This window comes from Paenibacillus oryzisoli (assembly GCF_001653565.1).
Classification (GTDB): domain Bacteria; phylum Bacillota; class Bacilli; order Paenibacillales; family NBRC-103111; genus Paenibacillus_E; species Paenibacillus_E oryzisoli.
Genome location: NZ_LYPB01000088.1, coordinates 107580 through 130055, shown reverse-complemented (window position 1 = coordinate 130055; position 22476 = coordinate 107580). Strand labels below are relative to the sequence as shown.

Annotated in this window: 18 protein-coding genes; 5 read left to right on the top strand and 13 right to left on the bottom strand. The window is 45.1% G+C overall.

All coding sequences use genetic code 11. The features are described from left to right. Positions 1-45 precede the first annotated feature (45 nt). The 4 genes from A8708_RS28350 to A8708_RS28335 all read right to left on the bottom strand — a co-directional run bounded on the left by A8708_RS28350 (position 46) and on the right by A8708_RS28335 (position 4418). A complete protein-coding gene (locus A8708_RS28350) occupies positions 46-1275 on the bottom strand; it encodes an NAD(P)/FAD-dependent oxidoreductase (RefSeq protein ID WP_068669308.1) in 1230 nt (409 codons plus the stop codon). A gap of 221 nt (positions 1276-1496) precedes the next feature. Beyond that, on the bottom strand, positions 1497-2384 hold the full coding sequence (locus tag A8708_RS28345) for a glycine betaine ABC transporter substrate-binding protein (protein WP_068669306.1): 888 nt from the start codon (positions 2382-2384) through the stop codon (positions 1497-1499). Positions 2385-2388: 4 nt separating this feature from the next. Continuing rightward, positions 2389-3219, bottom strand: coding sequence for an ABC transporter permease (locus tag A8708_RS28340; RefSeq protein ID WP_068669304.1), 831 nt, complete (start codon positions 3217-3219; stop codon positions 2389-2391). Next, a complete protein-coding gene (locus tag A8708_RS28335; RefSeq protein WP_068669302.1) occupies positions 3216-4418 on the bottom strand; it encodes a quaternary amine ABC transporter ATP-binding protein in 1203 nt (400 codons plus the stop codon). The genes A8708_RS28340 and A8708_RS28335 overlap by 4 nt, the downstream gene beginning before the upstream one ends. A 222-nt stretch (positions 4419-4640) precedes the next feature. On the opposite strand from A8708_RS28335, the gene A8708_RS28330 reads away from it, so the two are divergent. Beyond that, positions 4641-5213, top strand: a complete 573-nt coding sequence (locus A8708_RS28330; protein WP_068669300.1) for a GbsR/MarR family transcriptional regulator — start codon at positions 4641-4643, stop codon at positions 5211-5213. A 394-nt stretch (positions 5214-5607) separates the two neighbouring features. Here the strand turns inward: A8708_RS28330 and A8708_RS28325 are convergent, their stop codons facing one another. Then, the gene (locus tag A8708_RS28325) at positions 5608-6378 is read right to left on the bottom strand and encodes an EcsC family protein (protein ID WP_082927863.1); all 771 of its coding nucleotides are present in this window, start codon (positions 6376-6378) and stop codon (positions 5608-5610) included. A 240-nt stretch (positions 6379-6618) separates the two neighbouring features. Between A8708_RS28325 and A8708_RS28320 the strand changes: the two genes are divergently transcribed. The 3 genes from A8708_RS28320 to A8708_RS28310 all read left to right on the top strand — a co-directional run bounded on the left by A8708_RS28320 (position 6619) and on the right by A8708_RS28310 (position 9993). After that, entirely contained in the window at positions 6619-8766 is a 2148-nt protein-coding gene (locus tag A8708_RS28320; protein WP_068669298.1) for an ABC transporter transmembrane domain-containing protein, read from the top strand. Positions 8767-8823: 57 nt separating this feature from the next. Further along, complete coding sequence (locus A8708_RS28315; RefSeq protein ID WP_068669296.1) at positions 8824-9336, top strand: hypothetical protein; 513 nt, start codon at positions 8824-8826, stop codon at positions 9334-9336. A gap of 144 nt (positions 9337-9480) precedes the next feature. After that, complete coding sequence (locus tag A8708_RS28310; RefSeq protein ID WP_068669294.1) at positions 9481-9993, top strand: hypothetical protein; 513 nt, start codon at positions 9481-9483, stop codon at positions 9991-9993. A 131-nt stretch (positions 9994-10124) separates the two neighbouring features. Here A8708_RS28310 and A8708_RS28305 read toward each other — a convergent pair whose 3' ends face one another. The 5 genes from A8708_RS28305 to A8708_RS28285 all read right to left on the bottom strand — a co-directional run bounded on the left by A8708_RS28305 (position 10125) and on the right by A8708_RS28285 (position 18189). Next, positions 10125-11615, bottom strand: a complete 1491-nt coding sequence (locus A8708_RS28305) for an alpha/beta fold hydrolase (RefSeq protein WP_068669293.1) — start codon at positions 11613-11615, stop codon at positions 10125-10127. A 14-nt stretch (positions 11616-11629) separates the two neighbouring features. Further along, positions 11630-14200 (bottom strand): diadenylate cyclase, encoded by a 2571-nt coding sequence (locus tag A8708_RS28300; protein WP_068669291.1) that lies wholly within the window; start codon positions 14198-14200, stop codon positions 11630-11632. A 223-nt stretch (positions 14201-14423) separates the two neighbouring features. Then, a complete protein-coding gene (locus A8708_RS28295) occupies positions 14424-15500 on the bottom strand; it encodes a polysaccharide deacetylase family protein (RefSeq protein WP_239696875.1) in 1077 nt (358 codons plus the stop codon). Positions 15501-15616: 116 nt separating this feature from the next. Beyond that, the gene (locus tag A8708_RS28290; RefSeq protein WP_068669289.1) at positions 15617-17314 is read right to left on the bottom strand and encodes an ATP-binding cassette domain-containing protein; all 1698 of its coding nucleotides are present in this window, start codon (positions 17312-17314) and stop codon (positions 15617-15619) included. Then, entirely contained in the window at positions 17305-18189 is an 885-nt protein-coding gene (locus A8708_RS28285; protein ID WP_239696874.1) for an energy-coupling factor ABC transporter ATP-binding protein, read from the bottom strand. Before A8708_RS28285 ends, A8708_RS28290 begins: the two co-directional genes overlap by 10 nt. A 141-nt stretch (positions 18190-18330) precedes the next feature. Between A8708_RS28285 and A8708_RS28280 the strand changes: the two genes are divergently transcribed. Then, a complete protein-coding gene (locus A8708_RS28280) occupies positions 18331-18945 on the top strand; it encodes a biotin transporter BioY (protein WP_068669285.1) in 615 nt (204 codons plus the stop codon). Between the two features lie 109 nt (positions 18946-19054). Here A8708_RS28280 and A8708_RS28275 read toward each other — a convergent pair whose 3' ends face one another. Genes A8708_RS28275 through A8708_RS28265 form a run of 3 tightly spaced genes read right to left on the bottom strand, consistent with a single transcriptional unit; the run spans position 19055 to position 22464 of the window. Then, entirely contained in the window at positions 19055-20575 is a 1521-nt protein-coding gene (locus A8708_RS28275) for an extracellular solute-binding protein (protein ID WP_068669284.1), read from the bottom strand. Between the two features lie 52 nt (positions 20576-20627). Next, entirely contained in the window at positions 20628-21494 is an 867-nt protein-coding gene (locus tag A8708_RS28270; RefSeq protein WP_068669280.1) for a carbohydrate ABC transporter permease, read from the bottom strand. A gap of 22 nt (positions 21495-21516) precedes the next feature. Continuing rightward, complete coding sequence (locus A8708_RS28265) at positions 21517-22464, bottom strand: ABC transporter permease (protein ID WP_068669278.1); 948 nt, start codon at positions 22462-22464, stop codon at positions 21517-21519. Positions 22465-22476: the final 12 nt, after the last annotated feature.

The window sequence follows — 22476 nt, the reverse complement described above, 5'->3', positions numbered from 1 at the left end:
CCCCTCCAAGTATCTACTTGAAGGGGATTTTACGTTATACGCGCGTTAATTAGGCACATGATAATTACGGGTCGTGGATTTCTGCTTCCAAACCATTTTCTTCCAAATGAGCGGAAGGCCACCGATGAGAAATAGGTAACGGGCATCGATCATCTTTTTAATAAATAAAGCCAAGCGACCTTTCACTTTCTTCACTTTGAGTAAACCAACGGCTTCACCGCGGCCCAGTGTTGCTACCGTGCCTTTGAAATCATAGATGAATGGCTTTAATTCTTTACTCCGTATGGTCTGAATTAGGTTTCTTGCTGCATTGAAACCCTGTTGAACAGCAATTTGCGCATTCGCGGGATATGGCGCGCCTTCTGGGCTAGTGACAATCGAGCAATCACCTGTGATGAAGATCTCTGGGAAAGAATAGGAGCGCAAGCAACTGTCCACCTTAACTCTTCCCCGTTGCACCTCGAAGCCCGCCTCTTGCAGTAACGAATTGCCGCGTATCCCTCCCGACCAAACAACGGTGCCTGCACGAATGAACTCTCCGTTGCTCAGAATAACACCTTCTGATGTGCATTCCTTGATCGCCGTCGATAGCTTATACTGCACGCCTTTGCGGCGCATCACTTCCATACCGTATAGGATTAGATCTTCGGGTAAACCTGGAGGCAGCGCCGATGCGGAGGCTTCCACATTGTAGATGCTGACATCCGCAGGATCGACATCATAGGTTTTGCACAGAACGGGGATACGATCCGCCAGCTCTCCGACGAACTCTGTACCCGTGAACCCCGCGCCGCCAACGACGAAGGTTAGGTAATCTTTGCGCTTCGGCGCCATTTTGGACTTCGCGAACATATATTCAATGTGCTGCCGAATGAAGCGGACACTGTTAATGCTTTTAATCGACATGGCATATTCATGCATACCCGGAATTCCGAAGGTTTCCGTCTCACTCCCGAGTCCAATAACTAAATAATCGTAGTCTAGCGTAGATTCATCCAAGATGATCTTCTTTTCCTCGGGTACAATCTGTCTAACCGTCGACTTCACGAAACGAATCTTCCGCTCATCGATCAAATCCGAAATGGTCACGCGTGCGTTATCATGATGATCCGTACCGGCTGCCGGCATATGCAAATGTGTTGTAATAAAGTGATAATCATGCTTGTTAACCAGTGTAACGTCCATCTCATTTCTTCTCATCTTCTTCTGCAGCCTGATCGCAGTAACAAGTCCGCCATAGCCTGCGCCTAGGATCACAATTCTCGGTTTACTCATTGCCTCAACACTCCTCCGGTTGTGAAATTTATCACATATTTACTTGTGAAAATAATCACAACTTCTCACAAGGTGAGCCGGTAACCGACTCTCTACTAGTGTATGCGTGAATTCTGCAAATATCACTTCCGAAAAACCTAATTATCTAGGGGTGTCTCCCGCCTATCTATTAAAAAAGCCTATCGACTGAATAATCGATAGACTTCTCTCTACTATTTGGGCTATTTCGCCTTCAAATCTTCAATAGAACTGATAGTCATATAGGCAGGTACAACTAGACCCAATTTGGTCCCTTTTAGATTGGCACCTAGATCTTCTAACTTGGTCGCATACTTCTCGAAATAATCCTTATGTGTCGTCGGGAGCCATGCAGCTACAATCGCATCAGCGCTTCCGTCAGCAAGTCCAGCCCACATGGGACCAGCTTCGACTTGCAGCATCTCTACTTTATACCCGAGCTTCCCTTCCAATACAGTTTTTACAACATTCGTACTGGCAATCTCCGAATCCCAAGCTACATAAGCTAACTTCAGTTTCTTACCTTGTTCTGGCGTAAGATCTTTCACCCAAGTATTCACTTTAGTTGCGTTGCCCTTAACCCAATCAGCAGCTGCATCTTCGGGCTTCTTACCGTCAACCACAGCTGACATGACCACGGCCATATCCTCCGGCGTCCACTCGAATCGATCGAGCATGGCATATGCTGACGCTGCTGCTTCTTTTAAACCTTTGCGAGCAATCGTATGAATTTCTTCATCCTTACCAAATGTTCCCTTCGGATCATTCAGATATTTCAAATCATATTTAGCGAACATCCAATGAGGTGTCCACCCCGTCACGATAATCGGTTCCTTCGCTTTGTACGCTTTATCTAACGCTGCCGCCATGGCCGCGCTCGAGCCTTCAACTACTTTCCAGTCGGTAAGCTCATAATCTTTCAACGCTTGATCCGCCTGCTTCATTATGCCTGCACCAGGATCGATACCGATAATTTGGTGTTTCACACTACTGCCTACACTAGATTCTGAAGCATTATCTTTCGAGCATCCTGTCACGACAAGTAAACCGGTCAAGCTAGCGAATAGTAACATCTTAGCTGCTTTCATCATATCTCTACACACTCCTTTTCTTCTTCATCCATAGTTGTGTCATTCGATCAAGTAAAATAGCTAATACAACGATGGCCAATCCAGCTTCAAAGCCTTGACCAATTTTGATTTGAGTAACAGCCCTATACACATCAGCCCCTACCCCCTGAGCCCCAATCATAGAAGCAATAACAACCATCGAGAGCGCAAGCATGATCGTTTGATTAATTCCCGCCATAATAGACGGCATTGCTAACGGAAATTGCAGTTTCACCAATTTCTGCATAGGGGTTGAACCGAAAGCATCTGCGGCTTCAACTAAATCTTCTGCAACCTGCCTGATACCTAAATTCGTCAACCGAATCGTCGGTGGCACAGCAAAAATAACGGATGCAATAACCCCAGGTACCACACCTAGTCCAAAAAAGGTAACGGCAGGGATGAGATAAACGAAAGCCGGCATCGTTTGCATGAAATCAAGCGCTGGCGTGATGATCCTTCGTGCTCGGTCGCTTTGGGCACACCAAACACCTAAAGGAATACCAATGAGAATGGAAATGACCGCTGAGGTCATAACCAGTGCCAGTGTATCCATCGTATGTTCCCATAAGCCAAGATTATCAACTAATAACAACCCTGCAGCAGCAAATAGCGCAAACGTCCATTTGCCAAGATAATAAGCAAGAATCGTAATCAAGGCGATAAGTAAAAGCGTTGGCGGGAAATGAAAAACGGCAGAAAATGCATTCACCACTCCCTCTATAAGGAGCGACAAGAAATCGAATAGCCACGATAGGTTAGCACCTAACCCATCAACAACCTTCTCCACCCCAGTATCTAATGGAACTTTCGTCATTCGTTACTCACATCCTCTCTTGCCACAACGTTGCCTGCAAGAGCCCCAAGAACATCTCCGCGAACAATGACACCCTGAATTCTCCCATCGCTATCCACAACGGCCACAGGGTACTTGGCATGGCTGCACACTTCAAATAATTCATGCAGCAGTTGGTCTGGGCCGACAGTTGGCATATCTCGAATCACAATATCCTCAAGACTCTTCTCATAGCGAACGGCACCCGAAGCATCCTCCGCCGTTATCACACCAATTAACTTCTTGCCTTTATCTACAATAAATAAATTAGATATCCCGCTTTGCCTCATGAGCTGCAGCGCCACACGCGGCCCTCGATCAAGGCCTATGGTCTCTGGTCGGCGCATAACCGTTGATGCGGTCAGTACCTTGGACAGATCGACATCTTCCACAAACCTTTCGACGTACTTATTGGCTGGATTCATCATTATTTCTTCCGGCTTCCCGATTTGAACAATAACGCCGTCTTTCATGAGCGCAATGCGATCTCCGATACGAAGAGCCTCATCCAGATCATGTGTAATGAAAATGATGGTCTTCTTCATTTTATCTTGCAGCTCTACGAGCTCATCTTGCATATCCTTCCGAATCAAAGGGTCTAATGCGCTGAAAGCCTCGTCCATCAGTAGGATATCCGGATCATTGGCCAATGCCCGCGCAAGCCCCACACGCTGCTGCATGCCACCGCTTAATTGCGAAGGTTTACTGTCTGCCCAAGCCTCTAAGCCTACCAAATTCAAGGACTCTAGCGCTTTCGCACGTCTTCGTGACTTATCCCATCCTTGAACTTCTAAGCCATATTCCACATTCTCAACGACTGTTCGGTGAGGAAATAAGGCAAACTTCTGAAATACCATGGAGATTTGTTCCCGTCTGACATTCCTAAGCTCCTCATCATTCATGCGAACGATGTCTTTACCGTGAATCGTGATACTTCCGCTCGTGGGCTCAATCAACCGATTCAGAAGTCGAACCAATGTTGATTTACCACTGCCTGAGAGACCCATAATGACAAATATTTCACCGGCTTCAACAGAGAAGCTAGCCTTATTGACGCCTACCGTATGCTTAGTATCCTTATAAATTCTTTCTTTCGAATGTTTCTGCGAAAGCAACGGAAGAACAGATGCGGGATCGGGACCAAATATTTTCGTCACCTGATTAACTTGAATAACCGTCATATGCTCACTCCTTTCTTTGGTTTGCATGTCATCCACTTCATATACTCTAACGAATAATTATCAGTTATGTCAACCTTAAATTCTGTTCAAACAGTTCGAACAGAATAAACTGTACAAACTTAATCGCCATTTAGTATACTCTTTCTAGCAGCCATTTTTCTTTACTTTTTCAAAATAGTTTCTTACAATAACGATGTAAACCTAAAGGTAGGGTGAGAGATAATGAATCATATAGACGGCATCAGCTCAGAACAAGATCTCGTCATACAAAAGGCGCGGAAACGAATTATTGAATCTATTGGCAATAACATGGATTTATATAGCGTTAGTCAATCTACCGGTCATCTGTACGGTTTACTTTTATTTCAAGAAAAGCCGATGACATTAGACGAAATGGGAAAAGCTATGGAAATGAGTAAAACCAGCATGAGCACAGGCGTGCGGACGCTGGTTGATCTTAAAATGGTGAATAAAGTATGGGAAAAAGGTTCCCGTAAGGATCTCTATGAGGTTGAATCCGACTGGTTTCAAACCTTCGCTGACTTCTTTGGCCTCAAGTGGCGCAAGGCCCTTGAAGTTAACCTGCTTGCGCTTACCAAATCCAAAAATGAATTCCGAAAGCTGAACGAACAATTCCCTGATAATGTCTCCTTACAAGCTGTTCTCAAAGGGGATTTGGATAAAATAGATGCCGCCATTCATTATTACAAATGGCTTGATCGGCTTATTGATTCGTTCGAGTCGGGCGATATTTTCAAACTGGTTCCCAAGGACTTACCCTCAGAGGAATCATGATTAACGGACAACAAGAAAAACCTGAACGATAGTTGGACATATGTCCGACTGTCGTTCAGGTTTTTTGATGTTCCCTTTCAAGGGGCGAATTCGGGAGCGGCGGCGGCCTCCCCCTTTTTTGCCCGAAATTTGAATTAGTCAGATTCTCCCGAACTAAAACAAGGACTTCACTCTGAAAAGTCCAAATAGTCCGAATATGCCGAACTATTTAACCAATTTACTTGTTCGGATGGTGTTTGGGGCATTTTAGTTGGGCAAATTCGGACTAATCCAGAATAGAAGGCGTGGGCCGTAAAATTAGTTGGGTTATTTCGGACTATTGGGTGTCTACGCTGTTGCAAATGACCAATTACTCTAGAACACCAGGCAACTCGTCGGCTGTTAGCTGCTACGCCTAGGAGTTTGCATCCAGTTTCGCTGCTTTATCTTGCAAATTGCGCATCCGATAGCAATTCATGCCAACCACGCCGAGCTCTTCCAGCAAGCCAAAGTTAGCCCACGCGCCAACGACTGCCCCAATGCCGGGGATGAGCTGAAGCATTTTACGAAAATCAATCGTGTCCCGATACTCCTGCTGCAACTGCAACCAGTTGACTTGCTCCATATAGTCGGCGGCAGGCGGGAAAGTCTGCGAAATAGCTGGCCATGTCTTAATCATATGAAGCAGTTCAGGCTTCTTCTTCGAGCTGGAGAAAGCCAACTGGAACACGTACAAGATGAATAATCTTTCTCTATAATCCTTAGTGGAATATCCGTAAATATGCGCTAATTCAAAAAGAAATTTCAGCTTAATCCCGATCAGAACGGGGAAATCGGCCAGACCAAGTAAAATCCCACCGGCTCCTGCGCCTGCACCCTCGGCGGCCGCAATTTTCTTATATAGTGACAGCAGTTCCTCGGCTTTCGCATCGCGGTCGGCCATGGACATACCCTTCAGTGGCTCAGCGGCGGGCATATAGTTGATTCCGAACAACGTTGTTTGCACAATCCCTTTCACCGTCGCGGTAATCGTCGTGTGGATCTTCTCGGGAATCACTTGATTGATACGATTTTGAACGGATTTAGAGGCGCGTTCGATCAGGTTCGGCTTCATTTGCATACGAATTCCCCACCGGGTCAGCTTCCTCTGCATTTGTTGTTCATAGAATGTGTACGGCTGTTCCAAGGCTTCACCACCGTCGTTTAGATTACTTACACCTTCACTTTTTTCTTGGTGATAGTTGTATTATACACGTTAGGTGAGGGAGAATTCATTAGGCTGCGTGAGATTGCGGGAAATATGCGATGAGCATACATAGACCGAGCTCTCTCTAACTAATTTTCTTACCGAAATATGACAAAGCGTGTCGTTTACAACCCCAAAAAAGTGCTGTAATCTTATTCTTATGAAAGGTGGCGACTACTCCTGCAATTCCTACGAACACTGCTGCATCTTTGGACTCCCTATAAGCGTTTAACCGGCATTTTTCTATTCTGTCTTCTCATAGAAGTGGGATATTCGGTAGCAGCTCCTATCAGCCTGAAATATCTTGTTGATGAGGCTTTTACGCCAAAAAGTGTGCATAACTTCGCAATCATCCTTATCGTGCTGCTTAGCACTGGCTTTATCAACATTTGTGCAAGTATTTATGGAGAATACACACTCGGCAATCTTGGCGGCCAGATCATCAAGAAGCTGCGGATAGAGCTATTCACACATCTTCAGAAGCAATCGCTTCCCTTTCATCAAAAATACCGAGTCGGCGATCTTGTTGCTCGATTCTCATCCGATATGACTTCCTTGGAAAGAGTCGTCCGCATCGTTTTTCCTTATTTTCTGAAGGAGGCCTTAAGTGTTCTGCTCGGACTTTTCATCCTGTTCTCAATTGAATGGAAACTCACACTAGCCATGCTTGTCGGCTCCATACTCATGTTTATCGGGCCAAAGCTCCTTCAAGGGCGAGCGGAAACCGCCAATCTCGACTACAAAGAATCGCAAGAGCGCTTCACGAACACAATTGATGAAATGGTAAAGGGACATAAAACAATTAAAAGTCTACATCTCCAAGCCAGATTCCAAGATCGCGCACGTAAACAAGTCCAAGAACTCTTTACCTTCGGGTTGAAATTACAACTTGCCGGTTCTATGATGGAGCGCCTTCCACTTATCTCCCTGCTCATTTTGAATGGGATTATGATCGGTTTCGGGGGCTACCTCATTTTCCATGATATGATGAGCATTGGCGGTTTCATGGCCTTTTTCACCTTATTCTTAAGTGTAGGACAGTCCGGCTCGAATTTATCTTCCCTCATCCCAAGCTTAATCGATTCCAGCACAAGCTTTCATCGGATACGGGAAATTCTGGACCACCCGGCTACTGTTACAGAGGATGCTCATTCGCTAGAGCTTCCCTCTTCTCTTCCTTCGATCCGCATGGATGAAGTGACCTTCGGTTATACCGAGGAAGCCAATCAATTACATAACGTAAGTTTACGTATTGCTCCTGGGAGCTATGTGGCATTTATTGGCCCCAGTGGTTCCGGGAAAAGTACGGCGTTGCAGCTGCTGTCCCGCTTTTATGATCCCAAGCAAGGCTCGGTCTCTATCAATGACTATGACATACGTATCTTAAGCGAGGCCTCTTTGCGCAAACAGTCCACACTTGTTACACAGGATACCTTCTTATTTAATACGACCATTCGGGATAACCTGCTGCTGGATAGTGGAGCTTCGGAAGTTGAAATGATTGCGGCGGCCAAGCAAGCGAACATTCATGATGTCATTGCCGGCTGGCCTAACGGATACGATACAGAGGTACATCACGAAGGCGGCTCGCTATCAGGTGGCGAACGTCAGCGGTTGTCGATAGCAAGAGCACTGTTAAGGAAACCGAACCTGCTGCTGCTCGATGAGGTAACGTCAGCATTAGACCCGGCTACCGAGTCTGACATTAATCAGCTCATTGAAAGGCTTAAATCCGAGAAGACGATTGTATCCGTGACGCATCGGCTATCCTCCGTCATGAACGCCGACTGCATTCATGTCTTCCAAGATGGCCGCATCATTGATTCCGGTACTCATCAAGAACTGCTACATAAGAACAATCTATACCGTACGCTTTGGGATAAACAGTACGGATTTAACCTGTCTCAGGATGGACTCTATGCGACAGTGGAGATGGACAGACTTGCCAAACTACCTTTCTTCGAAGGCATTGCACCAACATTACTCAAGAACATCGCGTTGTTGTTTACAACTGAAACCTGTAATGAAGGCGAGAATATTGTACGCGAAGGCGATGAGGGCAACAAATTTTACATTATTGTTCGTGGTAAATTTGAAATTATCAAGCGTATGCCTGATGGCGTAGAGCGGCGGGTCGCTGTTTTGCAGGATGGGGATCATTTTGGCGAAATTGCGCTGCTTCACAATGTCCCTCGGAATGCGACCGTTAGGGCGATGGGCCCATCGGTTCTGTTGTCTGTCCGGCAAGAAGCTTTCCACCGCTTAATGGCCGAACATCCTCAAATTAAGCAATCCTTGGAGCATACGCTTCAGAAGAGAATCGGATGAAGACTGGAAGCCAGAGAAAGTCTGAACATCAGGAGTTTAGGAAGGAGGAACACGTTGATGTTACGTTACCACAAGTGTGTGAGTGATGACGATTTCGCTAAGGCCAGTATATTTCTGTTAGCCCGGAAGCGCGACCTGCACCCCGCTTATTCTACCTTGGAAATGGTCACCCTCATTTATTCCTACGTAACCCAGGGCCACCTGATCTGTGCGAAGGATGCTCAGAACCAAGTGGTTGGCATAGCGGCCTATTACTATGGAACATCAGAACAGGAATTTCAGGATACGGATATTGCCCTGGTGGATGTGGCCATCGCTGATAAAGCTTATCGAGGATCACGCTTGTTTATCCAAGGGCTGTTGTACATGGTCAATGAGATTATTGCAGGAGGTCCGGAGGTTCAGGAACTCAGGCTTGCAGCACTAGCCGAGAACGATTATATATGCCGACTGTATGCCAAATTTACTAGCGCAAGCTCCGTTCGTGAGGGTACACACGGGAAAGAAGTCGTTTTTTGTGAGAAAATTAACATTTTAAGGGATACCCTAAAGAAATTCACTAGGATATAATGGAAATAGAAGTACAAATTACGACAATAAGGAGGCTATCCGTATGTTTCCAGTTCCCCCTAGTATCGACAAAGGTTCTAAAAAAGGAAGCGGCTTCGGTAAAATCGTTAAAGTTAACGATTCTCTTCGCGTACAGCCACAGTAATGTCTTTTGAATTCCGAGTCAGCGAATTTGAAATGGATCATGAAGCCTATATGGACTTCCTGCTGCGTCATCACGACGAACTGAATTTGCCTTACACGTTCGGCATGAAACTCAGTTTCATCAGTAGCCCGCTCTTACTAGGTAAAGCCATGCTCATCATCAGCGAAGAGTCCTACGACATAGTCGGCGCGGCCGGCTTCGGTTACGGCACGGGCCCTGGCGACTATGAGGACCAACATATATGTCAGATCGAAGTTGCTTTTATTGAGAAGGGCCTGCGAAGATCCTCTTTATTCGTTCAAGGACTACGTGCGCTAGTACATGCCATTAAAGCAGGCAATCCCGACGTGCAGCAGGTTCAGTTCTGGGCTTCTGCGGCCGAGGAGGAATTAGATCGGCTCTTTGCCAAATTCCTTGCCTTGCCAGGCTCCACCAAATCCATTGTGAATCACTTGGCCCTCTTCACGATACCGTTCAACGAACTTGAAGCGTATTGTAATCGTTTGAGGTAATGGTGTGAGTTGCTGAATAGGGTAAAAAGGAGTTAGCCTGAACAACGTGGCTAGCTCCTTTTTCGGGTCAATAATATCTAGATGCTACTAAGACAGTAGTAAGAAAAGTGCGTTGTGACTAGTTCCCTTTATTACAAAGCACATGCTGGAACGTACCCAGGATTCATGAAATCAAATACTTGTATGGGACCAGCAGCGGTCAAATAATGTCCTACAAAGACAGCTACACCAAATGGACAATTTAGGTATAAATCAACTTTATCAATACCCTGTTGTTTTAGTCTATCCACAGCAGCTTTAACTGCAATTGCATACGAAACTGCCTGTTCTGCACCACTTATACTTCGCTGACCAGCCCCTAGCTGAGGTGTCAAATTAATTAAAATCTCGTACTGAATATCACTTTGTTTCAAATGAGAGATAACTGTCTTCTCAATATCGTTAGAGACACTAAGCACAACGATAGCACGTTTACTGTTTGAATTATTACCAAAACCTTGTTTTACATTCACTTCAAATGAAGGATCATGTCTCAATGAAGACCATATCCCTTCACCTTGCGCTACTTCAAGTACAGCCCCTCTTGCTTGAGAAAATCTGCTCCCGATGAGAATTCCTCCGGGCAAACTAAGACTAGCATATACCCGAACACATCGTCTCACAGCTCGATTCTGTGACCAGATATCAGCTGCGTCTCCTAATGCCTTTGCCATAATACTCCACTCAGATATTGACGGCAGCCTCCTGGGAGATGCATATACGTCAAAATATTCAGTCCAATTCAATTCAATCTGGGGTTGCACTTCATATTGTTGCTGGTCATACCCATGTATATGAAAAATCATTGCTTTAGAATTTGTAGATATAGGTTCCAAATGCTTGTGCAAGAAATCACGAATTGTTTTATAAACTGTACTACTGCTATCAACCTTACATATACTCGAATGTCCTTCATCGACAGCAATGACTTCTGCTCCTAAATATAAGGGAGTGGAAGAGGCACTCGCTACTACCCGATCACGCTCCCCGCGCAAGGCAATCTGTGAAATATTATGTTTCAAATTTTCTGGCAAAGCCTCCACTCCGCCTCTATATGCATACTTGTTCCAGTTCCCCTCAAGTAAAGCCAGTTGTGGATTTTTCCTGCGTAACGATTTTATCTGCTTATTAGCCAACAACTTTGGAAATAACTCAACCAATCCGGATCCATAAAAAGGAACAGATAAGTAAACAACGCCTTTTACACTTTTCAGATTACTACTGTCAAATGTTTCATAGCGGTTCACGATATACTGCTGTACCACTAACCCGCCCATACTGTGCGCCACGAATACTATATCCTTCCCGGGCAAATTGACCTGAATATCCGAGTGCAATAATTCTGCCACCGTCGTGAAATCATATTGCCAAGGCTTCAAACCAGTACGGTAGCCATAACTGTAAAATTCCGCATCTCTTAATAGTGGATCTTGATCCAGCATTTCAATAAGTGTTTGTGAGTAGGAATCTTTTCGCCAAGTGTCGTAAAGCTCCCCTCCTATACCATGTAGAAAGATTACTGCTAATTGACACCCTGGAAACCCAGTTCCTACTTTTAGGAGTTGTGCTTTCTTTATACTCATTTGTTTCTCCCCAATTATTCATCTTCTGGCTGCTTTTGATTCATACCATGCTGCTCTAATGCAGCAGCTACTTCGGGATGATCTTCGGCTAGTTTAGCTCCGTATTCCTCTAATAACTTCTTGAGATTTTCGCTATCATGCTTCTCATTCTTTTTTTCCGAATAACTGGTAAGAGCGTGTACAAATAAAGATACATCACGTTTGATAAGTCTTTCTATCGACATGAGAGTCTCTTCTTCAGATAAAATTAATTCCGAAAATATCAAGTCATCAAGAGCTTCGTAAAAACTCCCCATTTCTAGATGTAAATACCCACGATTTCGATAGAGAATATATTTACTAACAGTTTTAATTTCTATTGATTTTGTATAGTCAAGTAAGGCTTTGTTAAAATTAATTTCCTTCGTTTTACTATCAGATAGTCTCCCAATACCCGACAAGGCAAGGGCACGTCGATTATAATCATGATGGCTAATCTCATGGTCTGCAGCCATATTAAATATGATTTCAATTTGTTCCACAACTGCTTTCAAAGATTCTAGTTTACTACTCTTGGAAATTCCATCACTCATTCCTTGTCTAAAATAGGAAAGTGCAAGAGCGCGATTATATTTGATAATAAAATGACCACATACCTTCAAGCCTTTATCATAATAATATGCTGCTTTGAGATAGTGTTTTTTGTCAAAAAAAGCTGCTGCTACTTTAAAATAATGATGATGGTCTATAGTGGTTTCAGTTTCAACTTCTTTAAGACGTCTTTCATAATCTTGAAATGTTTCTTCACTGAGTTCATCATTTTCTCTAATATAGCTTATCATTGCTCTAACCACCTGGCGTACAATAGCTTCGTTTACCTGTTCTGGAATCAGATTAATCATGCCGTCCTCCGAGATAATGGCGATGACGCATCCTTTTGTATCTGATTTTAACTTCTCAAGATAACGGTGTGCCGAATGAAACCTGGCCCCTCGACTTGCGTCTCCAAGATGCTGCTGCGCCAGTCCATCCAAAATCACACCAATAGCGTGACAATCTCCCTCTGTGTCAAAATATATCGCTCCGTCAATGGAAGTGAGATGCTTTATGAATGCGGGGCTAATATCAGTAGGCAGGATCGGAGTGGACTGTTTTCGCAGTTTCTTCAATTCACTGTCAGCAGTTACGGGGTCTGTAATTACAACCATCGTTCCATTTTGCTGCTCAGTCGCCTTCTGAATGATAAGCCGGAGCTTCTGAATTCCTTCATGTGTAATGGGAGGAACAACTTCCTTAAACTGCGCTTTCATTGTGCGTTCAAAAAGCTCATGCGTAAAGCCCCCAGAACCAATACCCGGCTGTTTAAAAGAAATACTTGTTAATTTATGAGATACAATTTCTAAATTCATGGTCATTTTAAATATTTTAGATTCATCTTCTACAACTACATGAGCATCCGTATTTTCCTTTTTCTCCGTTGTAACAAGCAGAAGATCATATCTGGATAGCCCTTTAAACTCCACTTTGAACAGCAGATTGTCCCCTAGTTGGCCCCAATCTATTTCACCCACACCATAGATGGCTTTATCATCAGCAATCAAGTACAGATCTTTCTCTTTGTTTGTAAGTTCAAGCAATTTTCTAATTCGCCGAGCATCTTCTAAGTAAATAGGCTGATGATTTTGAAACCTGATTGAATATTTAACAAGCTTGCTATCTTCGAGCATACTAGTATTGAGAAGAAGCATACAACCAAACGGAATCTCACCTTCATACGTCCTTGTAGAAATTCCATCAATCTTCTCAAGCAAGTTATTAATGTAATATTGATTTCTTTCCGTCTCTGTCAATTCAATATCTGCTCTTGAGACATCGATTAAATCGAAACCGTTTACAATAAAGTCCTGTGTTTTCCCAAAAAATAAGCGTGCCATCCTTTGGAGGAACTGACTGCTATTCTCTTTGTACTTAATTTCAACTTTGTTATCTTCATTAACAAATAATAATTCCTTATCACCCGATACCTTATAATAATCCTTGAAATAATAATCCAAGATCATTCTAAGAAAAGATAGCTGTGGCCTCTCAAGAAAAATACTTCGCGTAACCGAATCTGTATATTCAATCAACAATATGTATTTAAGGGTACAGTGTCCAGCATCTATTTCAAGCTCAAAACTGTTGGAGTAGAAAATGTTCCATTCATTTGACTCTTGTCTAAGTGGTTGCTCCTCACTACTTTCAATCGCAACCCCATTCTCACTGATATTTGACTCAGCTAGTACTACTACTGGACACAAACTGGTTTTGAAGCTATTTGTGTCAAGACGAATAAGGAAATCTTTTAAGTTTGTACCCGGGTCTTTGTGGGCTAAGCCAATCTTTCTAAAAACTTCCTCTGGGCCACTTAGCTCTTCTTGGATAACATCCGTTTCTTGACCTTGAAGATCACTTAAAACACTTTTAACTCGAACTGTTTGAATACATTCTTGATTCTCATCCAATAGGAAAGCATATAGCTTTAAATCTAGTCTGTCATCCAGTTTTTGCAGAACTTGTTCCAGATTTTCGTATACTTGCTTATTTATATACTCAAATACTTTCAAGGAAAACTACCACCCTTTATAGTAATATTTTCCTGTCAATATTAACATATATAGTCTTTTTGTCACTATACTAATTTTAATTTTTAGGTCATTTTAACTAACAAGTCCAAACATTCTTCTTTTAAGTATCAAATATCAAGAAGCTAGCTTCCTGAACTGGAATCCAGCTCAAATGTGCTAGCTCTTTTTATGTTTTCTGATGAAGGGACAAGAAAACGGCTCCCTAATTGGCTTTGTGGAGCTTGTTTATGAAAGCCTTCAGGCTTTCTTCCCCGTTAATAAACAACCTTTTCAGCAAGTAAGGAGACTGTTGATTCGTTGTGTAGCCTTGCTCAATCGTAAACGCATAGCGAAAGCCATGAGCTTTTAAGAGCTTCAACGTTGTTTGATTATATTCCCCGTAAGGAAAGCAAAAAACGTCTGCTTGTGTGCCTAACTGCTCCTCAATTAACTTTCTAGCTTCTGTAATCTGATACGCTTGTTCTTCCGATGATAGCTTAGGTAGATGAGGATGTGTCATGCCATGCGGTTGGATATCCCAGCCTGCTTGTTGGAGCTGCTTAGCCCCTTCCCAACTCAAATAACTGGGGTCCTCGACCATGCCTGGTGACATGAAAAGTGTGGCAGGGAAATTGTATTTGGCCAGAATCGGCATCGCCTCCTCCACATTATCCACATACCCATCATCAAAGGTGAGCAGTACAGGCTTATTTGGCGCCACGATCCCGCTTTTCTTTTCAATTAGTTTAATGAATGTGTCGAGAGAAATAGGCGTGTACCCCTGGTCATGCAGATATTTCATCTGTGCCTCCAGCTTGGCTGGAGAAATAACGACTACATTTCCTGGATCAATAGTGACACTATGATAGTTGAGGACGGGAATGCTGACTTTGGACGAGGCAAAAGGTGTGGCAGCCCCATTGGGCATGTAGGTGTCTACTGTAACGGATGTTGTCTGAGGTGGGGGTGGCTGCTCAGGCTTGTCCAGTGGTAGGGAGGAAAACTCTACGGGTGTAGGCAAAGTCTGAGGCATCGGATCAGGAACAGATACAGTTACAGGGGCAGGCTCGGGTATAGACGTAGACACAGGTTCAAGGTCAGACACGAACCCAGGTATAGACACAGACATAGGCTTAGATACGAGGTCAGACACAGGAGATTGAATCGATTCCTCGGCTTGTACTTCTATGAGAATGGGAGCTGTCGAAAAATTAACACCACTGATAACTAAGAGCAAAAGAAGTGTAAACACCCCCGCTAGTAATGTATAAAATAAGAGCCACTTCCTACGGACGTTCATAGTAAACCACCCATTTCTCTGGAATATTCTATTACTCTATTTGTAAGCAGTAATGGAGAGAAATATTCCTAGATTTGGATAATGGGTGGGATACTATTTATGTGCAACTGATACGGCTACGTAAATAGCAATAGTCCCCAAGCAAGTAGAGCAACCACCACTAAGATCGTGTCCGCTCTCTTCCACTCTAGCGTGTTCTTCCGGAGCAGCAACGTTGTACCGTCGACCTGTTTCATTTCCATCGCAACGGTCATTTGTTCCGCTTTGTGGAACATCCCTAGTAAAAGTGGCACTACCAGCGCGGGAATGTCGCGCACTCGGACACTCCCCGGGCGAACAGACGCTTTCCCTCGGGCTCGCACAATGACGGAGAATTGCTGCCACTCCCGCATGATGAGCGGGATGAAGCGAAAAACAAACGAAACCGCCAAGGAGAACGAGGCCACGGGCAGCTTCACCCTGTACAAATATTTCAATGCCCAATTCAGACCCTGTACGAGCTGACCATACGGTGTCGACATCGCTAGCCAGTAACCTGCCAGCAAGACAACAAATAAGCGTACCAGTAGGAAGGTGGTGCTCCAGCCATTGTCGACGGAGTAGCCGAGCGGCGAAAGTTCAATCCCTGCTAGCGCGACGGAAAAGATCAGGAAAATCGCATAGGACGTCGCGATTTTCCTCATCCCGCGCAACACGCTGCGCGGGAGGCCGATGAACGCGCAGCCGACGAGCGCTGCGGCCACCGCGAGGCTGCCCCACCCCTGCTGCCCCATCGTACCGATGGCGAGCAGTAGGTAGAGCAGCCACTTCGCGCGTGGGTCCAGCCCCAGCCACCCCGCCTGCGGCGCGGGTGGCTCATGCCCAGACAGCAGCGGCTTCGCCAGCTGCTGCCCCTCTACCGCCACACTCGCTTCGCGTCGTGTGGCCTCTATCGGCGCCGCTGCCGCAGCCGCCGGCGCACCAGCGCTGCTCGCTTCGCGCAGTGCAGCCAAGATCGCCGTCGCGGCAGCCGCCGGCGTGAACTGATCCGGCGCGATGGCGATGCCCACGCGCGCCAGCTCTTGCGAGGCCTCCGCGCAGCTCGGGAGGCCAACCCCGGCGCGCGCCAGCAACTCTGGCGCGCGGCAGAGCTGTTGCGGCGAGCCGTCGAAGACGAGCTCGCCATGGTCTAGAACGAGGACACGTTCCGCAAGCGGAAAGAACGTGTCCAGATCGTGCGTGGCGATGACGAGTCCGCCACGACCGCTGCGCTCGCGCAGCATGAGCAGCAGCTCGCGCACGGCGGCCGCCTCGAGGCCGGCGGTTGGCTCATCCATGAAGAGCCAATCCGGGGCCGTGGCGAAGGTCGTCGCCAGTGCGAGCCGCCGCTGCTCACCGCCGCTGAGCGCGAAGGGCGAACGATCCATGGCGAAGACGCCACGGGGATCGAGCGCATGAGTCGCCTCGCGGATGCGTCGCTCGCGCTCTTCTTTGTCCAATTTATACGGCCTGAGCGAATAAGCGAATTCTTGCCCTATGCTCCTTGCAAACAGCTGCTGCTCAGGAAATTGAAACGTTAGGCCGAAGCGGAGCAATTGCTTAGGATCAGCCTTCATGGGCTTTAGCCAAATCGGTTGCTCATCCAATGTAATCGTTCCGGTTTGAGGTTTAAGTAGACCCGACATCACTTGCAACAATGTAGATTTTCCTGAGCCCGAATGACCGATCAGCAACGTCACGGAACCTTCCTGCAACGTAAAGCTTATATCCCGAAGCAGTGTCACCTCGGGTGAATCGGCAACGGTTACTCCGACTTCCTTCACAACTATCGGCATGAGATCACCTCCGCCAACTCTTCCATGTTCAGTGGTAGAGGATCTAAATGAAGTCCCTGTTCTAACAGATGCATTGCCGTTTGAACCGCAAAAGGCGGATCAAAGCCAAGTTCCACACAAGGCGAAAATTTCTCGAATTCCTTTAATCCCTCTAATATCTCGTATTTCTCAGATTTTTTCCCTAATCCCTCTAATTTCCCAGATCTCTCTCCAACATCCCCATAAAAGAACCTCCGCGGCTCCCCATCAAAGGTAATCCTTCCCGCTCCAAACCCGATCACTCGCGTCGCATCCGCCACCTCTTCCAGACGATGTGTGATCCATACAATCGTCGTTCCACGTTGATGGGCCTGACGCACAGCTTCCCTGACTTCTTTGCGAGAAGCTGGATCCAGCATCGCCGTCGGTTCATCCAACAGCAGAATTTCTGGATGAGCTGCAAGTGCAGCTGCAAGGTTAACCAATTGTTTCTGTCCCCCAGACAAGGTAGCTATAGTACGCTCCGGTGAAAGTGACAAGCCGACAGCAGCCAATACTTCGGCATACCAATGCCCCCGTTCCTCTGCCGTTAGTTGCTGCGCTTGCGGTAAGAAATCTAGCTCCTCTGCAATCGTTTCTCCTATGAATTGTGCCTCTGGCAATTGCAGCACGCCTCTTGTCGCCTGCGTCACATCGTTCGCTCTACGCTGGACTTGCCCTTCCGACAATGGGTTCAAACCTAACAGCACGCTAGCAAGGGTGCTTTTTCCGCTTCCATTGGGTCCCACAACTGCAATCCACTCACCGTTATGAATGTCTAGCGAGACACCTGACCATACGCGTCGCCCTTCTCCTGATTCCATTCGATAGATGATCGAAGCATTCTTTAATGACATTAATTTCTCTTCAGTAGGCATATGTAAAAAAGTTCCTTTCACTTTTCTAGCAGGTGTGCTATTATCTTTATTGTCAACTTTATTGTGAACCTATTAGTTGACAATAGATTAACAATAACAGAAACAGGAGTGATCAACAATATGAAACTTACACTACGTGGTGTTATTTTCAGTGCATTATTTGCAGCTATTCTCGTGTTATTCAGTTCTATTATCATCCATGTACCTGGCTCGCCTGTGCCGATTACCCTTCAAACATTAGCCGTTATGCTCGCTGGAGGTTTGCTAGGTGCACGTTATGGATTCCTAAGTATGGCACTTGTCGTGGTCCTTACTGCCCTAGGCTTTCCTCTTCTAAATGGGACTGGCGGTATCGACAAAGTCCTCGGACCGACTGGTGGATTCATCATGGTTTGGCCGATCTGCGCCATGCTCATTGGTCTTATTTTACCGCGGATTCGTCTGAAAGGCATCATGGGATACATCGCTATCTTCCTTGTACTTGAAATTTTCGGTTCCCTTTTTTCTTACTTAGCTGGCGTGCCTTGGTTGATGTACAAAGTTCCATCCTATTCATTTGCAAAAGCAATGGTTCAAGGGTGCTATCCCTACCTTCCTGGAGATGCGATTAAAGCAGTCGTAGCTGCCCTCATCATTACGCCCGTTCGCCAAGTCTTCCCTCCGCAACGTCTGACAGGTTCATCTTCACACAGCGTTGTGAAGACAGAGAATACACAAGATGCGTTGATTCACTAATTCCCACATAAACGGGCCTAGTACCTACCTCTTATACTTCCAACAACAAAAGAGCCACCCCCAAGTAGCTAATCTACCTGAGGATGGCTCTTTTTTTATATACAGACCCTTATTTCTTTGTATACCATTCATTCAAAGCATCAATTGCCGTTTTTCCGCCTTTAGCGTCAAACTCCTGTGTGAATTTGTCGAATTCTGACAAATCGCGTTTACCCATAATGAATTTCATCGAATTCTCTTCAACATAATTACGTAATTCTGTGAATTTGGAATCGTACGCTTCAATGGATGGAGCAAAGTTCGTTTCCTCACGCGTTTTGTTGAACTTAAGCTGATGCGTGTAATAAGGCAACAAGCTCTTCGCTTTCAACCTTGCATCAATCCCGAAATCGGTATCTCCCAAGCCGTACATCGAACGCCAGCTAATTTTATCACTTTGCTCTTTGGTTTGCGTATATTCTCCATTCGCTTCTGTATAATCCTCACCTTTAACACCGTAGTTAATCAGGATATCGGTTTCCGGCTTGTACAAGAAGTTCAGATATTGGGCTGCACCCAGTTTGTTCTTCGCCTGTTTCGGAATAATAATATACTGCGTTGAAATCGAAGCATCTTGAATCCCCGATTGACCATTCTTGCCAACTGGAGGCGCGATGAACTGTACAGAACCGCCAGCTTTCTTTTCCTGCAGGGCTTTATCCACATCAATGCCTGATGAGAAATACAACGTATTAAACACGGCTGTTCCGTTAATCAACTTCGCTTTGCTATCTTTGTTAACTGCAAATTCAGGATCTAGTAATCCTTCGTCATACCATTTCTTAAGGGTGGTTATGAATTCCTTGTATTCCGGCTGCACCCAGGAGAACTTCAATTTCCCGTCTTTGACGACTGTAGGCGTGGATACACCAAAGGCAGCGGAGAACGGGAAGAATCCATCAAAGAAAGATCCCGCACTTGAAGTCGCCATGGTTAGTGGCGCAATATTTTTCTTCTCTTTAATCGTCTTCATCGTTGAATAAAACTCATCGATTGTTGTTGGTGTATTCAAGTTTAATTCCTTCAAAATATCTGCTCTCTCGATAAGACCATTGCCGACCTTTAATGCGTTGCGATATGGGATGGCATACACTTTCCCCTCATATCTTAACGCATCCAACGACTCCTTGGTTGCCATCGAGGATAGATTCGGAATTTGCTTCGCAATTAAATCATCGAGAGGCTCTAGCGCACCTTGTTTCGCCAACTTAAAATAATCGGATTTGCCAGCAACCATCATTAGATCAGGCACATCGCCGGATGCGAAAATAATGGATATTTTTTGTGATGGGTTTTCGTTCGGAAGTGACTCATATTGAATATTGAAGCCTGAGTTTTCTCTGAGCTTATTAATAATTTTGTTATTATTCATGGTGTCCGAACCTTTGAATTGCTCCATGACGCCGTGATACAGTCGGGTGATTTTCAAATCCTTCAGTGCTTTCGCTTCCCCACCGCTTCCACTCGTTGCCGTTGCCGTCTTGTCTGTTCCAGCCTGGCCCGCATCCTTGCTTGTACTACTACACCCTGCCATGACTAGCATACTCAGAATCACACTCATACTTATTGCTGCTGTTTTTCTAAAAACCATAAATTGAACCTCCCTATTTCATTATACATATGAAAGTTTGGATTGGGATGGATTATCCCTTAACCGCACCTAACATAACACCTTTGACAAAATACTTTTGGATGAAAGGATACACACAAAGGATTGGAAATACGACGCAGATGATGGCCGCAGCCGTGGTTGACTCTGGTGTGAGTTCACTCAGAATGTCCCCCGTCGTCATGTCTCCCGTCTTGGCATTCGTCACGATTTGCATCAGGAATACTTGCAGTGGCATGAGACCGCGATCGGTGATGTACATCATCGCTTGAAAGAAACTATTCCAGTAACCGACCGCATAAAACATCGCAATCGTGGCAATGGTTGGTATAGATAAAGGTAGATAGATCCAAGTAAGAACCCGTATATTGGAAGCCCCATCCATAATAGCCGACTCTTCCAAAGCCTCTGGCAGGCTCAGAAAAAAGTTGCGAACCAGGATTAGATTAAACGGTGCCAAAGCCAACGGCAGCATAATCGACCAGAGTGTATTCAATAACCCTAATTGTTTCACCACAAGGTAAGTAGGAATTAATCCCCCGCTGAAAAACATCGTGATGACAAAGAACAGCATAAGTCCTCTTTTTAAAGGAAACTGTCGTCTAGAGAGCGGAAATGCAGCTAATATGGTAACGGCCATACTTACCGCTGTTCCAACAACTGTAATGATCAACGAATTCCAGAATGAGATGTAAAACTGTTTATACGAGAGTACGTATTCATATGAAGTAAAGTTGAATCCCTTCGGCCATAGCCAAATTTCTTTGGCTAACAGATACGTTTCACTGCTCAGGGACTTCGCAATAATATGGATAAAGGGTACAATGGTTGATATTGAGAGCAACGACAATAAGATGACATTTACATAACCGAATAGGGATTCTCCCCGAATACTTTTCATCACAAACCCTTCTTTCTCTGCCTTAGAAAATTCCTTCTTCCCCCATCTTCCTTGCAATAGCGTTAGCCACAATCAAGAGTACGCAGCCAATAACTGACTTGAATAACCCCGCTGCCGTCGTTAAACCAAATTGCATAGACCCTAGACCTACTCGAAATACATACGTATCAATAATATCTGCCACATCATAGACGGTTGGATTATACATGACTAATACTTGTTCGAAGCCTGCATCCAAGATATAGCCGATTCGCAGCAGGAGAATGATAATAATGGTCGATTTCAATCCTGGCAGTGCAATATGCCAAATTTGTCTCATCCGATTCGCCCCATCGACGGTAGCTGCTTGGTACAACTCATCATTAATCCCCAGTAAAGCTGCTAGATAAATAATGGCGCCCCAACCCGCTTCCTTCCAGATATCCGAGCCAACGAGAATCCAACGGAATATCCTTTCGTCTGACATGAAAAAGATCGGCTGAAATCCTAGCAATTCGATAATTCGATTGATAATTCCAGAGCTAGGAGACAACATATCAATAGCCAGACCGCCAATAATAACCCACGAAATAAAGTGAGGCAGATACGTAATGGTCTGAACCATTCGTTTGAATTTGACGAATTTGAGCTCATTCAGCAGCAGGGCTAGCACGATTGGAATCGGAAAGCCTATGAGCAGTTTCATCAAAGAAATCATGACGGTATTACGTACGACCCTTGGAAATTCATCGAACGTGAATAGCTCGCGAAAATATTGAAAACCCACCCAGTCACTACCCCACACGCCTTGCATGAGATTGTAATCTTTAAAGGCAATGATGACGCCATACATCGGCATATATTTGAATAGAAAGATGAGAATGACTGCGGGCAATACCATCAGATACAGATCCCAATACTTTAGGAGTTTCACGACCCTCCCTTTTGTTACTGTCTTTTGACTACTTACGTGCATAGCATTTGTCTTCATCGTATGTGTTCT